Annotated in this window: 13 protein-coding genes and 1 pseudogene; 5 read left to right on the top strand and 9 right to left on the bottom strand. The window is 69.9% G+C overall.

Going from position 1 to position 16,023, the window contains the following annotated elements:
- Positions 1 to 494 precede the first annotated feature (494 nt).
- Both gabT and ACSMXV_RS29985 read left to right on the top strand, forming a co-directional pair.
- The gene (gene gabT, locus ACSMXV_RS29990) at positions 495 to 1,829 is read left to right on the top strand and encodes a 4-aminobutyrate--2-oxoglutarate transaminase (RefSeq protein ID WP_473174278.1); all 1,335 of its coding nucleotides are present in this window, start codon (positions 495 to 497) and stop codon (positions 1,827 to 1,829) included.
- A 360-nt stretch (positions 1,830 to 2,189) separates the two neighbouring features.
- Entirely contained in the window at positions 2,190 to 2,927 is a 738-nt protein-coding gene (locus ACSMXV_RS29985; RefSeq protein WP_473174277.1) for a phosphatase PAP2 family protein, read from the top strand.
- Between the two features lie 63 nt (positions 2,928 to 2,990).
- On the opposite strand, the gene ACSMXV_RS29980 is transcribed toward ACSMXV_RS29985, so the two are convergent.
- From ACSMXV_RS29980 to ACSMXV_RS29955, 6 genes are all read right to left on the bottom strand, one after another.
- Positions 2,991 to 4,409, bottom strand: coding sequence for an NAD(P)/FAD-dependent oxidoreductase (locus tag ACSMXV_RS29980; RefSeq protein WP_473174276.1), 1,419 nt, complete (start codon positions 4,407 to 4,409; stop codon positions 2,991 to 2,993).
- Positions 4,410 to 4,450: 41 nt separating this feature from the next.
- Positions 4,451 to 5,257 (bottom strand): ABC transporter permease, encoded by an 807-nt coding sequence (locus ACSMXV_RS29975; protein ID WP_473174275.1) that lies wholly within the window; start codon positions 5,255 to 5,257, stop codon positions 4,451 to 4,453.
- Entirely contained in the window at positions 5,257 to 6,186 is a 930-nt protein-coding gene (locus tag ACSMXV_RS29970) for an ABC transporter permease (RefSeq protein WP_473174274.1), read from the bottom strand. Before ACSMXV_RS29970 ends, ACSMXV_RS29975 begins: the two co-directional genes overlap by 1 nt.
- Positions 6,183 to 7,334, bottom strand: a complete 1,152-nt coding sequence (locus tag ACSMXV_RS29965) for an ABC transporter ATP-binding protein (RefSeq protein WP_473174273.1) — start codon at positions 7,332 to 7,334, stop codon at positions 6,183 to 6,185. The genes ACSMXV_RS29970 and ACSMXV_RS29965 overlap by 4 nt, the downstream gene beginning before the upstream one ends.
- 58 nt (positions 7,335 to 7,392) lie before the next feature.
- Positions 7,393 to 8,637 (bottom strand): polyamine ABC transporter substrate-binding protein, encoded by a 1,245-nt coding sequence (locus ACSMXV_RS29960; protein ID WP_473174272.1) that lies wholly within the window; start codon positions 8,635 to 8,637, stop codon positions 7,393 to 7,395.
- A gap of 105 nt (positions 8,638 to 8,742) precedes the next feature.
- A complete protein-coding gene (locus ACSMXV_RS29955; RefSeq protein ID WP_473174271.1) occupies positions 8,743 to 10,278 on the bottom strand; it encodes a gamma-aminobutyraldehyde dehydrogenase in 1,536 nt (511 codons plus the stop codon).
- A gap of 206 nt (positions 10,279 to 10,484) precedes the next feature.
- Between ACSMXV_RS29955 and ACSMXV_RS29950 the strand changes: the two genes are divergently transcribed.
- A complete protein-coding gene (locus ACSMXV_RS29950; RefSeq protein WP_473174270.1) occupies positions 10,485 to 11,048 on the top strand; it encodes an NADAR family protein in 564 nt (187 codons plus the stop codon).
- Between the two features lie 87 nt (positions 11,049 to 11,135).
- Here the strand turns inward: ACSMXV_RS29950 and ACSMXV_RS29945 are convergent, their stop codons facing one another.
- Positions 11,136 to 11,591: a DUF4190 domain-containing protein gene (locus ACSMXV_RS29945; RefSeq protein WP_473174269.1), complete on the bottom strand. Its 456-nt coding sequence runs from the start codon at positions 11,589 to 11,591 to the stop codon at positions 11,136 to 11,138.
- Positions 11,592 to 12,034: 443 nt separating this feature from the next.
- Here ACSMXV_RS29945 and ACSMXV_RS29940 point away from each other — a divergent pair.
- Positions 12,035 to 13,143, top strand: a pseudogene (locus ACSMXV_RS29940) (adenosine deaminase).
- Positions 13,144 to 13,211: 68 nt separating this feature from the next.
- Positions 13,212 to 13,955: a glycerophosphodiester phosphodiesterase gene (locus ACSMXV_RS29935; RefSeq protein WP_473174268.1), complete on the top strand. Its 744-nt coding sequence runs from the start codon at positions 13,212 to 13,214 to the stop codon at positions 13,953 to 13,955.
- A gap of 20 nt (positions 13,956 to 13,975) precedes the next feature.
- On the opposite strand, the gene ACSMXV_RS29930 is transcribed toward ACSMXV_RS29935, so the two are convergent.
- Together ACSMXV_RS29930 and ACSMXV_RS29925 are read right to left on the bottom strand one after the other, a co-directional pair.
- Positions 13,976 to 15,631 carry an RNA polymerase sigma factor gene (locus tag ACSMXV_RS29930; protein WP_473179104.1) on the bottom strand — a complete coding sequence of 552 codons (1,656 nt, stop codon included), beginning with the start codon at positions 15,629 to 15,631 and terminating at the stop codon, positions 13,976 to 13,978.
- Between the two features lie 43 nt (positions 15,632 to 15,674).
- The gene (locus ACSMXV_RS29925) at positions 15,675 to 15,806 is read right to left on the bottom strand and encodes a hypothetical protein (RefSeq protein ID WP_473174267.1); all 132 of its coding nucleotides are present in this window, start codon (positions 15,804 to 15,806) and stop codon (positions 15,675 to 15,677) included.
- Positions 15,807 to 16,023 lie beyond the last annotated feature (217 nt).

Genomic DNA, 16,023 nt, shown 5'->3' with positions numbered 1-16,023 from the left:
CCGCCGCACGGCGTCCGGGGACTGCGTGGGCCGCGACGGCGCATCGGCCGACCCGCCTCCGGCGGACGGCCGCGACGGCGCATCGCCCGGCGGCCCCGCGGCCGGTCGCCGGGCCGCCGGGCGCGGCACCGGATCGGCCTGTGTGCCGTGTGCGTCCTGCGTGCCGTCGGTGTTCATCGACCCTTGCCCCCTGACCTGCCGGTCCGTGCGTCATCCGCAGTCAATCTAGTGCGCTCGTATGGGGAGTTCACCGGTTACGCGCCCGGGGCTGCGGGAATGCGTCATTGCCCGGCGCGGGGCGCACGGCGGGCCGCTATGTCCACCACGGACAACCGGCACCTCCGACAACGCCTTCATGGAGCATGCCCGCACCCGTTCCCCGGACCTAGCCTGCGAAGAGAGAACCGAAGCGTCCGGAACAGGAAGCGTCCAAAAGAAGCCTCCGGAAGTCCGGGCATCCGGACATTCCGGAAGAGAATCCCCAGGAGCCCCGCATGAGTGCACTTCCGCAGGAGCGCCGCGTCGTCACCGCCATCCCCGGCCCGAAGTCGCAGGAGCTGCAGGCCCGCCGTACCGCCGCGGTCGCGCAGGGCGTGGGCTCCGTGCTGCCCGTCTTCACCGCGCGTGCGAGCGGCGGCATCATCGAGGACGTCGACGGGAACCGCCTGATCGACTTCGGGTCCGGCATCGCCGTGACCTCCGTCGGCGCCTCCGCCGAGGCCGTCGTACGCCGGGCCTCCGCCCAGCTGCAGGACTTCACCCACACCTGTTTCATGGTCACGCCGTACGAGGGCTACGTGGCCGTCGCCGAGGCGCTCGCCGAGCTGACCCCGGGTGACCACGCGAAGAAGTCCGCCCTGTTCAACTCGGGTGCCGAGGCCGTCGAGAACGCCGTCAAGATCGCGCGTGCGTACACCAAGCGCCAGGCGGTCGTCGTCTTCGACCACGGCTACCACGGCCGCACCAACCTCACGATGGCGCTGACCGCCAAGAACATGCCGTACAAGCACGGCTTCGGCCCGTTCGCCCCCGAGGTCTACCGCGTCCCCGTCGCGTACGGCTACCGCTGGCCGACCGGCCCGGAGAACTGCGGCCCCGAGGCCGCCGCCCAGGCCATCGACCAGATCACCAAGCAGGTCGGCCCGGACAACGTCGCCGCGATCATCATCGAGCCGGTGCTCGGCGAGGGCGGCTTCATCGAGCCGGCGAGGGGCTTCCTGCCCGCGATCGCCCAGTTCGCCAAGGACAACGGCATCGTCTTCGTCGCCGACGAGATCCAGTCCGGCTTCTGCCGCACCGGCCAGTGGTTCGCCTGTGAGGACGAGGGCGTCGTCCCGGACCTGATCACCACGGCGAAGGGCATCGCGGGCGGTCTGCCGCTCGCCGCGGTCACCGGCCGCGCCGAGATCATGGACGCCGCGCACGCGGGCGGCCTGGGCGGCACGTACGGCGGCAACCCGGTGGCCTGCGCGGGCGCGCTCGGCGCGATCGAGACGATGAAGGAGCTCGACCTCAACGCCAAGGCCAAGCGCATCGAGGAGGTCATGAAGGACCGCCTCACCGCGATGCAGGAGAAGTACGACGTCATCGGCGACGTGCGCGGCCGCGGCGCCATGATCGCCATCGAGCTGGTCAAGGACCCGGCCACCAAGGAGCCCGACCCGGAGGCCACCGCCGCGCTCGCCAAGGCCTGCCACCAGGAGGGCCTGCTGGTCCTGACCTGCGGCACCTACGGCAACGTGCTCCGCTTCCTGCCGCCGCTGGTCATCGGCGAGGACCTGCTCACCGAGGGCCTGGACATCATCGAGTCGGCCCTGGCCCGCATCTGAGTCCCGCGACTCACCCGGAGCCGCGATCTACCAAAAGGGGGCCGGTCGCGGCTCCGTATGTGCTCTGACATGTGTGGACGCCACACCGTAGAACTCTCGTGACCTGGGGTAACGGTCGGAGCATGTGAAGAACGTGTGCGAGGGCCATGGCAGGATGCCGTTCCGCCTGTTCGGTCCCGCACCCCTGCCGTAGGTTCTAAGCAGATGAGAGAGACACCCCGCCCACAGGGGACTGTGGGCGACGCCAGGTCGTGGCCTCCCCAGCTTCGTCCTGGTCGTGCCTTCGCGCACACACCCGGAGTTTCAGGCTCCGGAACTCCTCACCGATCGGATGGCCGCCCGCCCCAAACCCCCCGGGGCGTGCGGCACACCGATCAGGACGGCCGCCCCGGAACTACCCCCCCTGTTCCGGGGCGGCCGAACGCGCGTTGGGGCCTGCGCACCCAGGCCCTTTGTGCCCTTCTCCTCCTCTTCGGACTCCTCACCTGGCAGGTGGCCGGCAAGGGCCCGCTGCGCCGGCTGGACGAACGCATCGGCCTCGCGGCGAGAGGGACCCGCCTCCCCGACACCGTGGCGGAGTTCTTCGCCGACCTGGGGAGCGTGACGATCGCGGTACCGGTCCTCGCCGGGGTCGTCGGCTATGTCGCCTGGCAGGCCCGCCGCACCGGGGCGCCCCGCTGGTGGCTGCCACCCCTGGCCGCCACGCTGGCGATGGCGGTCGTCCCCTTGCTGGTCGTCCCGCTCAAGCTCCTGATCGACCGCCCCGGCCCGCCCGGCATGGCGGGCCACGGCTTCTACCCCTCGGGGCACACCGCCACCGCGGCCGTGGCGTACGGGGCGGCAACGCTGCTGCTGCTTCCGTACCTTCGCGGCAGCGCCTACACCCGCCGCGAGGTGGTGATCGGCTGTCTGCTGCTGAACGCGACGGTGGGCTTCGGCCTGGTGCGCCGCGGCTATCACTGGCCGCTCGACGTGCTGGGCAGCTGGTGCCTCTTCGGAGCTCTGCTCGTGGTGCTGAGCGCATGTCTCGAGAGGTTCGGCGATGAGCCGGGCAGTTCGTCTCCTTCGTCCGGCAGTCCAGCGCAGCCTTCGCCGTAAACGGCCGCACGCGCGCGTGGCGGCCCCGTTCGGATGCCGAAGCCGCACGCGCGCGTGGGTCGTTCAGCTGTCGAAGCCCAGGCCCAGCCCGTCCATGACCTTCAGCCACGCGTTACGCCGGCCGCCGTTCGCGTCGGCGCGCGCCAGCGACCACTTGGTGAGCGCGATGCCCGTCCAGGCGAACGGCTCGGGCGGGAAGGGCAGCGGCTTCGTGCGGACCATCTCCAGGGCCGTACGTTCGGTGCGTTCGCCTGCCAGCAGATCGAGCATGACGTCCGCACCGAAACGCGTGGTGCCCACGCCGAGGCCCGTGTAGCCGGCGGCGTAGGCGACGCGGCCCTTGTGCGCCGTGCCGAAGAAGGCCGAGAAGCGGGAGCAGGTGTCGATGGCGCCGCCCCACGCGTGCGTGAAGCGCAGCCCCTCGAGCTGCGGGAAGCAGCGGAAGAAATGGCCGGCGAGCTTCGCGTAGGTCTCCGGGCGGTCGTCGTACTCGGCGCGCACGCGGCCGCCGTACGGGTAGACGGCGTCGTAGCCGCCCCACAGGATGCGGTTGTCCGCCGACAGCCGGAAGTAGTGGAACTGGTTGGCGCAGTCGCCCAGGCCCTGGCGGTTCTTCCAGCCGATCGAGGCCAGTTGCGTGGCGCTCAGCGGCTCGGTCATCAGGGCGTAGTCGTAGACCGGGACGGTGTACGGCCTCACGCGCCTGACCAGGGACGGGAAGACGTTGGTGCCGAGGGCGACCCGGCGGGCCAGGATCCGGCCGTACGGCGTGCGGACGCCCATGCCGGCGCCGCGCGGCGTCAGCGAGAGGGCCGGGGTGTGCTCGTACACCCGCACTCCCAGCGAGAGGCAGGCGCGCTTGAGGCCCCAGGCGAGCTTGGCGGGGTGGAGCAGGGCGACGCCCCGGCGATCCCAGAGTCCGCCGGTGAATGTCGGTGAATCGACTTGTTCCCGTACCGCGTCCGCGTCCAGGAGTTCGATGTCGTCCGCGAGGCCGAGACGGCTCATCGCCTCGTACGTCTCGCGGAGCTCCTCGGCCTGGTACGGCTCGGTGGCGACATCGATCTCGCCGCTGCGCTCGAAGTCGCAGTCGAGCGAGTAGCGGGCGACGGCCTCCTCGATGGCGTCGAGGTTGCGGGCGCCGAGCTCATCGAGCTGCCCGATCTCGTCCGGCCAGCGGGACAGGCCGTTCGCGAAGCCGTGGGTGAGCGACGCGGCGCAGAAGCCGCCGTTGCGGCCGGAGGCGGCCCAGCCCACCTCGCGGCCCTCGACGAGCACCACATCGCGGTCCGGATCGCGCTCCTTGGCGAGGAGCGCGGTCCACAGTCCGCTGTAGCCGCCGCCGACGACGAGCAGATCGCACTGCTCGGCCCCGGTGAGGGCGGGTTCGGGGCGCGGCCTGCCGGGGTCGTCCAGCCAGTAGGACACCGGCTGGGCGTCGGAAAGAGATGTTGTCCACTGGTTCATGGCGCTTGGGGCCATGACTGTCAACTCCCCACAGTTTTCCGGAAAGGTGTTGAGGGTTATGCCTTCTGCCTGCTGCGGCGGCCGACCATCATTCCGGCCAGGACGCACAGGACGGCCACGAGGAACATCGCCGTACCGATGACATTGATCTGAACGGGCGTACCGCGCTGCGCGGATCCCCAGACGAACATCGGGAAGGTGACGGTCGAGCCGGCATTGAAATTGGTGATGATGAAATCGTCGAAGGAGAGCGCGAAGGCGAGCAGCGCGCCCGCGGCGATTCCGGGGGCGGCGATCGGCAGCGTGACCCTGATGAACGTCTGGAAGGGGCCCGCATAAAGGTCCTGTGCCGCCTGCTCGAGGCGCGGGTCCATCGACATCACGCGCGCTTTCACGGCCGTGACCACGAAGCTCAGGCAGAACATGATGTGCGCGATGAGGATCGTCCAGAAGCCCAGCGGGGTTCCCATGTTCAGGAACAGCGTGAGCAGCGAGGCGGCCATGACGACCTCGGGCATCGCCATCGGCATGAAGATCAGCGAGTTCACGGCCCCGCGTGCCCGGAACCGGTAGCGGACGAGAGCGAAGGCGATCATCGTGCCGAGGACGGTGGCGCCGAGCGTGGCCCAGGCGGCGATCTGCAGGCTGAGGGCGAGCGAACCGCACAGGTCGGCGACGCCGCACGGGTCGGTCCAGGCATCCGTGGAGAACTTCTGCCATTCGTAGTTGAAGCGCCCCTTCGGATCGTTGAAGGAGAACACCGTCACGACGATATTCGGCAGGAGCAGATAAGCGAGCGTCAGCAGGCCCGCTATGACGACGAGATTCCGGCGAATCCAGCGGCCGAAGGATCCAAGGGACATCAGACGAGATCCTCCGTTCCGGACTTGCGGATGTAGAGGGTGACCATGACGAGGATCGCGGCCATGAGAATGAAGGACAGCGCGGCGGCCGTCGGATAGTCGAGAATCCGCAGGAACTGTGTCTGGATGACGTTGCCGACCATTCGGGTGTCGGTGGAGCCGAGCAGATCCGCGTTCACGTAGTCGCCGCTGGCGGGGATGAACGTGAGCAGCGTTCCGGAGACGACGCCCGGCATGGAGAGCGGGAAGGTCACCTTGCGGAAGGTCGTGAACGGCTTCGCGTAGAGATCGCCCGCCGCCTCGTGCAGCCGACCGTCGATGCGCTCCAGCGAGGTGTACAGCGGCAGGATCATGAACGGCAGGAAGTTGTACGTCAGGCCGCAGACCACCGCGAGCGGTGTGGCCAGGACGCGCTCGCCGGCCGTGATGCCGAGCCAGCTCGTGACGTCCAGGACGTGCAGGCTGCTCAGGGCGCCTACGACCGGGCCGCCGTCCGCGAGGATCGTCTTCCAGGCGAGCGTACGGATCAGGAAGCTCGTGAAGAACGGCGCGATGACCAGGATCAGGATCAGGTTGCGCCAGCGGCCCGCCCGGAACGCGATCAGATACGCGAGCGGATAGCCGAGCAGCAGGCACAGCACGGTCGCCACGCCCGCGTAGAGCACCGAGCGCAGGAACTGGGGCCAGTACTCGGACAGCGCGTCCCAGTAGGTGGCGAAGTGCCAGGTGACCTTGTAACCCTCCTCCAGGGAGCCCGTCTGCACGGACGTGGAGGCCTGGTAGACCATCGGCAGCGCGAAGAAGACCAGCAGCCACAGGATGCCGGGGAGCAGCAGCCAGTACGGGACGAGGCGGCCGCGCCTGCGCGGCCCCCGCGGCTCCTCGACGGGCGTGGGCGCGAGCGGTGGCGCCTCGGTGACGGTCGTCATGCGGCGGCCTCTTCCTCGACCGACTCGACACCCGCATCGATGTCCTGGTTGGCATCCAGGCCGAAGGTGTGGGCCGGGCTCCAGTGCAGGACCACCTCGGCGCCGGGCACGAGGCGGGAGTCGCGCTCGATGTTCTGGACGTACACCGCGAACTCGTCGCAGACCGGGCTGTCGATGACGTACTGCGTCGAGACGCCGATGAAGCTGGCGTCGGCGATGGTGCCCGTGATGCGGTTGCGGCCCTCGGGGACGGAGCCGGCGTCGTCCGCGTGAGTGAGGGAGATCTTCTCGGGGCGTATGCCGACGAGCACCTTGCCGCCTGCGGAGGCGGGGGCGGAGCAGCGCGCGGCGGGCAGGACCAGCTTGCTGTCGGCCGCCTTGACGATGATCTCGTCGCCGCTCTTCGCGTCGACCTCGGCCTCGATGAGGTTGGAGGTGCCGAGGAAGTTGGCGACGAACGTGGACTGCGGGTTCTCGTAGAGCTCGGCGGGCGAGCCCAGCTGCTCGACGCGGCCGGCGTTCATCACCGCGACCGTGTCGGCCATGGTCATGGCCTCCTCCTGGTCGTGCGTGACGTGGATGAAGGTGATGCCCACCTCGGTCTGGATGCGCTTGAGTTCGAGCTGCATCTGGCGGCGCAGCTTGAGGTCGAGGGCGCCCAGCGGCTCGTCGAGCAGCAGCACCTTCGGGTGGTTGATCAGCGCGCGGGCGACGGCGACGCGCTGCTGCTGGCCGCCGGAGAGCTGGTGCGGCTTCTTGCGGACCTGCTCGCCGAGCTGGACCAGGTCGAGCATCTCCTCGACCTGCTTCTTCACGGACTTGATGCCGCGCCGGCGCAGGCCGAAGGCGACGTTCTCGAAGACGTCGAGGTGCGGGAAGAGCGCGTACGACTGGAAGACGGTGTTGACGGGCCGCTTGTACGGGGGCAGCGCGGTCACGTCCTGGTCGCCGAGCGCGACCGTGCCGGAGGTGGGCTCCTCCAGGCCGGCGATCATGCGCAGCGTGGTGGTCTTGCCGCAGCCGGACGCGCCGAGCAGCGCAAAGAAACTGCCCTGCGGCACGGTGAGATCGAGGGGGTGGACGGCGGTGAAGGAGCCGTAGGTCTTACTGATCCCGGAAAGGCGAACGTCGCCGTTGGTGTCTGTCATCTTGGGGATTCCCAGCGTTCGAGGGGGACGGGTACTGGCTGTGGGCAGGCGCCAGCGCCTACGCCCCTGTGAGCTTGGCGAACTTCTCCTCGTACGCCGTCTCTTCCTTCGGCGTCAGCGACCGGAAGGCGTTGGACTTGGCGGCCATGGCCTTGTCGGGAATGATCAGCGGGTTGTTCGCCGCGTCCTCGTCGATCTTCGCGAGCTCCGCGCGCACCCCGTCGACGGGGCACACGTAGTTGATGTAGGCGGCGAGCTGCGCGGCCGGGCCCGGCTCGTAGTAGTAGTCGATGAGCCGCTCGGCGTTGGTCTTGTGGCGCGCCTTGTTGGGGACCAGCAGGTTGTCCGTGGACGTGAGATAGCCGCTGTCGGGGATGACGAAGTCGACGTCCGGGTTGTCCGCCTTGAGCTGGACGACATCGCCGGCCCAGGCGAGACAGGCCGCGAGGTCGCCCTTGGTGAGGTCCGACGTGTAGTCGTTGCCGGTGAAGCGGCGTATCTGGCCCTTGTCGACGGCCTTCTGAAGCCGCGCGGCCGTCGCGTCGAAGTCGTCGTCCGTGAACTTCCCGGGGTCCTTGCCCATGTCGAGCATCGTCATGCCGATGCTGTCGCGCATCTCGGAGAGGAAGCCGACGCGCCCCTTGAGCCTGGGGTTGTCGAGCATGTCGGAGACCGAGGAGACCTTCTCGCCGTCCAGGGCCTTCTTGTTGAACGCGATGACGGTCGAGATGCCGGTCCAGGGGTACGAGTAGGCCCGTCCCGGGTCCCAGTCGGGGCTCCGGAACTGGGACGACAGATTGGCGTAGGCGTGCGGCAGGTTGGACGGGTCCAGCTTCTGGACCCACCCGAAGCGGATGAGCCGGGCGGCCAGCCAGTCGGTGACGCAGATGAGGTCGCGCCCGGTGTCCTGGCCGGCCGCCAGCTGCGGCTTGATCTTGCCGAAGAACTCGACGTTGTCGTTGATGTCCTCGGTGTACTTGACCTTGATCCCGGTGCGTTTGGTGAACGCGTCCAGGGTGGGGTGGTGCTTCTCGCTCTCGTCGACGTCCATGTACTCGGTCCAGTTGGAGAAGTTGATCTCCTTCTCCTTGGCCGAGTGGTCCTGGGACGAGACGCCCTGGGTCTTGCTCGCCGGGGGGATGCCGCAGCCGCTGAGCACCCCGAGCCCGCCGACGGCGAGTGCGCCGCCGGTGGAGGCACGCAGCAGGGAACGGCGGGTGAGGGCTGCTCGGCCGTTCCTCATACTGCGCCGCATGGCGGCCAGTTGGGCTGGGGAGAGGCTGTCGGGCTCGTACTGCTGCATGCGCGTGGTGCCCTTTCGGGTCGGTTCCCTGGGGGTGGGTGCCCTTGTTGGGGGTGGATGCCTGGGGTGCCTTGCGGGTGGTGGGTGCCGCTGACCGGGCGGCTGCTACCGGTCCCCGAAAATCGTGCGGTGCCAGTCCTTCCTGGCCACCGCGGTGTTGTCGAACATGACGTGCTTGAGCTGCGTGTACTCGTCGAATGAGTACGAGGACATGTCTTTGCCGAAGCCGGACGCCTTGTATCCGCCGTGCGGCATCTCGCTGATGATCGGGATGTGGTCGTTGACCCAGACGCATCCCGCCTTGATCTCGCGGGTCGCGCGGTTGGCGCGGTACACGTCGCGGCTCCAGGCGGAGGCCGCGAGGCCGTACGGGATGTCGTTGGCGAGCCGGATGCCCTCGTCGTCGCTGTCGAAGGGCAGTACGGCGAGCACGGGGCCGAAGATCTCGGACTGCACGATCTCACTGTCCTGCGGGGCGTCCGCGATCAGCGTCGGCTTGTAGTAGGCGCCGTTCCACAGGGCGCCGCCCGGTGCCTCGCCGCCGGTGACGACGCGGGCGTAGCCCCTGGCGCGCTCGACGAATCCGGCGACGCGGTCGCGCTGGACGTGGGAGATGAGCGGGCCCAGGTCGGTGGACGGGTCGAAGGGGCCGCCGAGCCGGACGGTCTCCATCAGGTCGGCGACGCCCTGGACGAAGGCCTCGTAGAGCGGACGTTGCACGTACGCGCGCGTGGCGGCCGTGCAGTCCTGCCCGGTGTTGATGAGCGCGCCCGCGACCGCGCCGTGGACGGCGGCCTCGAGGTCGGCGTCGTCGAACACCACGAAGGGCGCCTTGCCGCCGAGTTCGAGGTGCAGGCGCTTGACGGTGGCGGTGGCGATCTCGGCGACGCGCTTGCCGACGGCCGTCGATCCGGTGAAGGACGTCATGGCGACGTCGGGGTGCCCGACGAGGTGCTCGCCGGCGTCCCGGCCCAGGCCGGTGACGATGTTGACGACACCGTCGGGGATGCCCGCCTCGGTGGCCGCCTGTGCGAAGAGCAGAGACGTCAGGGGCGTCAGCTCGGACGGCTTCAGGACGATGGTGTTGCCGGCGGCGATGGCCGGCAGGACCTTCCAGGCGGCCATCTGGAGTGGGTAGTTCCAGGGGGCGATGGAGCCGACGACCCCGATCGGCTCGCGCCGGACATATGAGGTGTGGTCGCCGCTGTACTCGCCCGCGGACTGGCCCTGGAGATGCCGGGCGGCGCCCGCGAAGAACGCGGTGTTGTCCACCGTGCCCGGCACGTCGAACTCACGGCTCAGCTTGATCGGTTTGCCGCACTGCAGCGACTCGGCCTGCGCGAACTCCTCGGCGCGCTCGGCGAGTACGGCCGCGAAACGGTGCATCGCGTCGGAGCGCTCCCCCGGCGTTGCCCCGGCCCAGCCCGGAAAGGCCTCGTGCGCGGCGGCGACGGCTGCGTCGACGTCCTCGGGGCCGCCGAGTTCGTACGTGTACACCTCGTCGCCCGTGGCGGGGTCGACGACCGCGTGGGTGCGGCCCGAGGTGCCCTTGGCCGGCTGGCCCGCGATGTACTGCGCGCCGTCCGCGAAGCGGTCCTGAGCCGACAGGCGGTTGCGGTTTCCGTGCCCCGTGGTGTGCATGTCGCTCTCCTCCGCCGACCTCCCGTTTATGTGAGGGCGGGCGTAGCTCCAGCTCGATTTGAGTGCCGATCCTGACAGAGCCATACTCCCCCAACAAGTGATTCCGTTGTTTCCTTTTGGTTACGCGACGGAATCTGTCGAGAGGCAGGGGCGCCAGGAATGGAAAGCCAGGCGCTGTGTCAGTGCTGCCTGCCAGACTCGGGGGCATGGTGATGATCGATTCTTGGGAGTCCCTGACCAGGGAGATCCGCTCGGGGGCGAGGATCAAGTACCTCCACTTCTGGGGGCACAGGCCACGGCCCGACGGGACCATCGGCGCGAGCTGCCTGAGCCAGTGGTGGCCGTCCCCGTTCACGGTCGACGGCGTGGAGTACGCGACGGCCGAGCACTGGATGATGGCGGCCAAGGCGCGCTTGTTCGACGACGCGGAGGCCGAAGAGCGTGCGCTGGCCGCCTCCTCGCCTGCCGCCGCGAAGAAGGCGGGGCGGTTGGTGCGCGGCTTCGACGAGGCGATATGGGCGCGCGAGCGGTTCGCGATCGTAGTGGAGGGCAGCGTCCACAAGTTCGCGGCGCACGCCGATCTGCGGGAGTTCCTGCTGGCCACGCGGAGCCGTGTGCTCGTCGAGGCCAGTCCCCGGGACCGTATATGGGGCATCGGACTGACCGCGGACGACGAGCGGGCCGGGGATCCGGAGCGCTGGCGCGGGCAGAATCTGCTGGGTTTCGCACTGATGGAGGCGCGGGAGGGGCTGGCTGCCGACCTGCCCTGACGATCCGGCGGGCGAACCGTCAGGGCGGGGCGTGCGTCAGGCCACTCCCCAGGCACCGGCTATTCGGATGGGGGGCGACCACAGGGCTCAGCGGCCGGAGCCCACGATGAGAGAGGTGGAGAACGGGTCGCTCTCGCCGGACTCCTCGTACCGCTCCATCTGGCTGAAGCCCCAGATCAACAGGCCCACGATCACCATTCCCAGCACGATGCCGACGCTGCCCGTGACGATCCCCGCGACGGCCATCCCTGAGTTGGTGGCCTCACCGCGCTTCGCCAGCTTGCGTCCCTGCAGGCCGAAAATCAGGGCGAGGACGCCGAGCACGACGCTGACCACGCCGTACATACAGAACAGACAGACGGAGAGGATGCCGAGGACCAGCGCGGCGATGCCCATCCCGTTGCGGGGCTGCGCCGGCATACCGGGCCACCCGTATCCGGGGTAGCCGTAGCCGCCGTATCCCTGCGCCGCCGCGCCCGAGCTTGCGGGATAGGGCGGGAGACCCCCGTAGCCCAAGGCCGGACCGCCGGGGGCAGGCGGCACCGGGGGCACCGCGTCGCCCGGACCCGGAAACGGCCCCGGACCTGGACCCAGAACAGGACCCGAGCCCGGACCCGAGCCCGGACCAGGACCCGTACCCGGAACCGGACCCCACCCCGGCCCCCCGTCCACCGGCGCGAAGGTACCGCCCTCCCGGCCGTCGACGAGCGTCTCCTGCTCATGAATGGGCGCGGCCTGCCCACCCTGCGGCGGAATCAGAGGCTGCTGCGGTTGCTGGGACTGCTGGGGCTTGCCCAGCCCGACCTTGGGGTGGGACTCCGCAGGCGGCGCCCACGGGTCCCGCGGTGCGGAATCGCCCGGTATGTGTTGGTCGTTCTCGGTCATCCGGGCGAGCCCCCCTCGTCGTATGTGCTGGTCATGTTAGGGCCCACACCGGCTCGGTGCGCGCCGCCGCCTACTCTGATCCCTGACCCACCGATCAGCCGATCACCAGCGCCCCGTCGCAACCGGACAGGCGCCGTTCCGGGGAGGAACCTTGACCGACCGCCGCGACCACGACCGCCACCGCGATCTGCACACCTTCATCGCCGGACTGCCCAAGGCCGAACTGCACGTGCACCATGTCGGCTCCGCCTCCCCCCGGATCGTCTCGGAACTCGCCGCCCGCCACCCCGACTCCAAGGTGCCGACCGATCCGGAGGCGCTGGCCGACTACTTCACGTTCACGGACTTCGCGCACTTCATCGACGTGTACCTGTCCGTCGTCGACCTGATCCGCACCCCCGAGGACGTGCGGCTGCTGACGTACGAGGTGGCCCGGGACATGGCCCGGCAGAACGTGCGTTACTCCGAGCTCACCATCACCCCGTACTCGTCGACCCGCCGCGGCATCGACGAGCGGGCCTTCATGGACGCGATCGAGGACGCCCGCAAGGCGGCCGAGGCCGAGCTCGGTGTCGTACTGCGGTGGTGCTTCGACATCCCGGGCGAGGCGGGGCTCGAGTCGGCCGAGGAGACCGCGCGGCTCGCCACCACCGACGGGCTGCGCCCGGAAGGCCTGGTCTCGTTCGGGCTCGGCGGACCCGAGATCGGTGTACCGCGGCCCCAGTTCAAGCCGTACTTCGACCGCGCGATCGCCGCCGGCCTGCACTCCGTGCCGCACGCGGGCGAGACCACGGGCCCGGGGACGATATGGGACGCGCTGACCGAGCTGCGCGCGGAGCGCATCGGGCACGGCACGAGCGCCACCAAGGACCCGAAGCTGCTCGCCCACCTCGCCGAGCGGCGCATTCCGCTGGAGGTCTGCCCGACCTCCAACATCGCCACCCGCGCCGTCCTCACCCTGGACGAGCACCCCATCAAGGAGATGGTGGCGGCCGGCGTCCTGGTCACGATCAACTCCGACGACCCGCCGATGTTCGGCACGGACCTCAACAACGAGTACGCGGTCGCGGCCCGCCTCCTCGATCTGGACGAGCAGGGACTCGCCGCCCTCGCGAAGAACGCCGTGGAGGCGTCCTTCCTCGACGCACCCGGCAAGGCCCGCATCGCCGGTGAGATCGACACCTACACGGCGGCGTGGCTCGCGGCATGATCCGTCTCCGTAACGGCGGCCTCCGCGACCGTGCCGTCGCGGAGGCCTCGGATGCGGACAATGGGCGCATGCGCACCGTGACAGCCGTGGCCCACCGGGGCGATCCGTACCGCTTCCGCGAGAACACGCTTCCGTCGCTGCGCTCCGCGCTCGCCCGGGGCGCGGACGCCGTCGAGTTCGATGTCCGCCTGACCCGCGACGGTGTCCCCGTGCTGCTGCACGACAGGACGCTGAAGCGGCTGTGGGAGCACGACCGGCCGGTCTCCGCGCTGTCGGCCGCCGAGGTGCGCGAGATCACCGGCAACGGCGTACCGACACTGGTGGAGGCCCTGGAGGTACTCGCGGCGCCCGGCAGCGGAAACCGCAACGGAAACGGCAACGGCAACGTCGGCGGCAACGTCGGCGGCAGCCGGATCATGGTCGATCTGCCGGACGCCACGCCGGAGGCGGTGCGCACGGTCGTGGGCACCGTCCGCGACTGCGGCGCCGCCGACCGGGCGTACTACTGCGCGGGCGCGACGGCCATGCTCGCGGTCCGCGCGGCCGATCCGTCCGCCGAGATCGCCCTGACCTGGACGACGCTGGCGCCGCCGCGCCCCACTCTGCTCGACGCGATACGGCCGCGGTGGCTCAACTACCGTTTCGGGCTGATCGACCGGAAGCTGGCCGACAAGGTGCACCGCGACGGGTATCTGCTGTCCGTCTGGACCCCGGACACCCGCCGCTCCATGCTCCGGCTCCTCGATGCGGGGGTCGACTCGATCACGACGAACCGCATCGACGCGCTCTGCGCGCTGCGCCGGGGCAGTTGAGGTGACCGGATCGGTTCCCCCTACACGCGGGACCGCTGAGGCACCGTCGCCGGATCGGCCGGGGTCGCGCGCGTGACGTACTGCGGTACCGGGGCGGTGTCCTTGCCGTTGTCGCGTACGAGGCCGTAGCGGATCACCCCCTGGTCGGGCCCGCTCATGATGTCCTCGGTCACCTCGTCCCAGCTCGACGGGAAGACGGTCACGCCGTAGTCGCAGCCGCGTTCGTTCTGGTTGAGGGTGACGGTGCCGTCGAGGTAGAAGTACTCGTTCTGCCACATCTGCTGAGTGCTGTCCGGCAGTACGGCGTAGCCGATGCTCGGCCCGCCCATGCCGGTGGCGTAGCCGTCAGGGCTGCCTTCGAGTGGGTCGTCCATCCGTCGGCCACCGCCCGAGGCCACGTGGAAGAGCTTGCCCTTCAGGCCGGTCCAGGACGGCATGACCACCTGTCCCGGCCTGTACTTCGGCGAGATCTGCCAGCGTACGAGGACGTAGCCCTGACCCTTGAGCGTCACGCTCTCTCCGCGGTGCTGCATCACGGCCTTCGCGCCCCAGGTGCTGGTGATCCCGGACTCGGGCCGGTGCGGGAGGGCCGCGGGCTGTGCGTTCGGGTCCGGAGCCCGGTCGACGGTGTCGACGACCGTGCCGTAGAGCTCGGCCTTCGTCGTCGGCGACGGCGAGCGGGACGGCGTGGGTGTGGGCGTGGGTGATGGGGCTCGCAACGGCGGGCGGGCCGTGCTCGCCGCCGTGGGTGCGGCGGCCTGCGGTGGCGGGGCGTCCGGCTGCTCGACGACGACGTACGCGCCGCCCGCGGCGAGCGTCGCCCCCGCCGTCACCGCCACGGCGGGCTTGCTGAGCACGCCGATCACCTTGGCCGACCAGGCGACCGGGACGGCGGCCGCGACGGCGGTCTTGCCGCCGAGTGCCAGGGAGAGGGTGAACCCGGCGGGCACCGGCACCAGGGCGAGTCCGACCAGCAGCCGTTCGGCGGGCACGAGCCCCTCGCTCGGCCCGCCGCACCGCCCGCAGCCCCTGACATGTCTGGCAAAACGTTTACGCCAGACGGAGTCGGTGCGCCCGTCCCAGCGCGCGGTCAGCTGACGCAGTTCCGTGCACGAGGACTCCAGGGCGCGGACTATCCCGCGCGCCGTCTCCAGCCGCCCCTTCATGCGCTGGACGCGTACGGCGGCGTGCTGCCTGCTGATGCCGACGGCCGCCGCGAGTTCGCGCCGGGTCAGCTCGCCCGCGACCTCCAGCCACCAGAGCGAAAGGAGCTGCCGGTCCTCGTCGTCGAGCCAGCGCACGGCCTCCGCGACCTCACGGCGCTGTCCCTCGAGCTGGAGCCGCAACACCGTGAGCTCGGCGAAGTCGGCGGCGGATTCGGCGCCTTCGGTGAGCTCCTGGGTGCCCGAGCGGCGGCGTGCCCGCTCCCTCACCTGCCGCATGGCGATGGCGACCAGCCAGGACCGGAAGCTGTCCGGGTCGCGCAGCGAGCCGAGGCCGTCGACGGCACGCAGCATGGTCTCCTGTACGACGTCGTCCACGTCGGCGTGGCCGCCCAGCGCCCGGCCGACGATGTTGTAGACCAGCGGCAGCCAGCCGGCCACGAGTTCGTCCAGCGCCTGCCGGTCACCGGATTGTGCGGCCGTGATCGTGCCGCGCCACTGCCGCCCGTCCACATACGCCCCTTCCGGCACGCCGTTCACCCGTATGCGCCAGAGGTTACTTGGCGTACGGAAACGTCCCGAACCCGAGTTCGCTGAAGCCGCCGCTGCCGGATACGTGGTCCTCCGCGCCCGGCGCGTTCTGCTGGACGCTGCGACGGCTGATGCCATGCCTGGTGTGCGCGGCCATTCCTCATTACTCCCGTGCCAGTTATCGCTCCCGTGCGGTCAGGACTGCGGCGGACCGCTCGTACGCCGCAGTCCTGACCCCGTGCAGGAGACGGGTACGGGGGACGCGCGATAACACTTTTTTCGCCTCCACTGCGCCGGTCCCGGACTCCTTCCCTTCGCCTGCCTTCGCTTCCCCTAGGGGCCTGCCCCGACCAACAACCCGCACTCGCAAGGGT

The sequence above is a fragment of the Streptomyces sp. DSM 42067 genome, from assembly GCF_055792885.1.
This window is presented reverse-complemented; position numbering and strand designations above follow the sequence as displayed.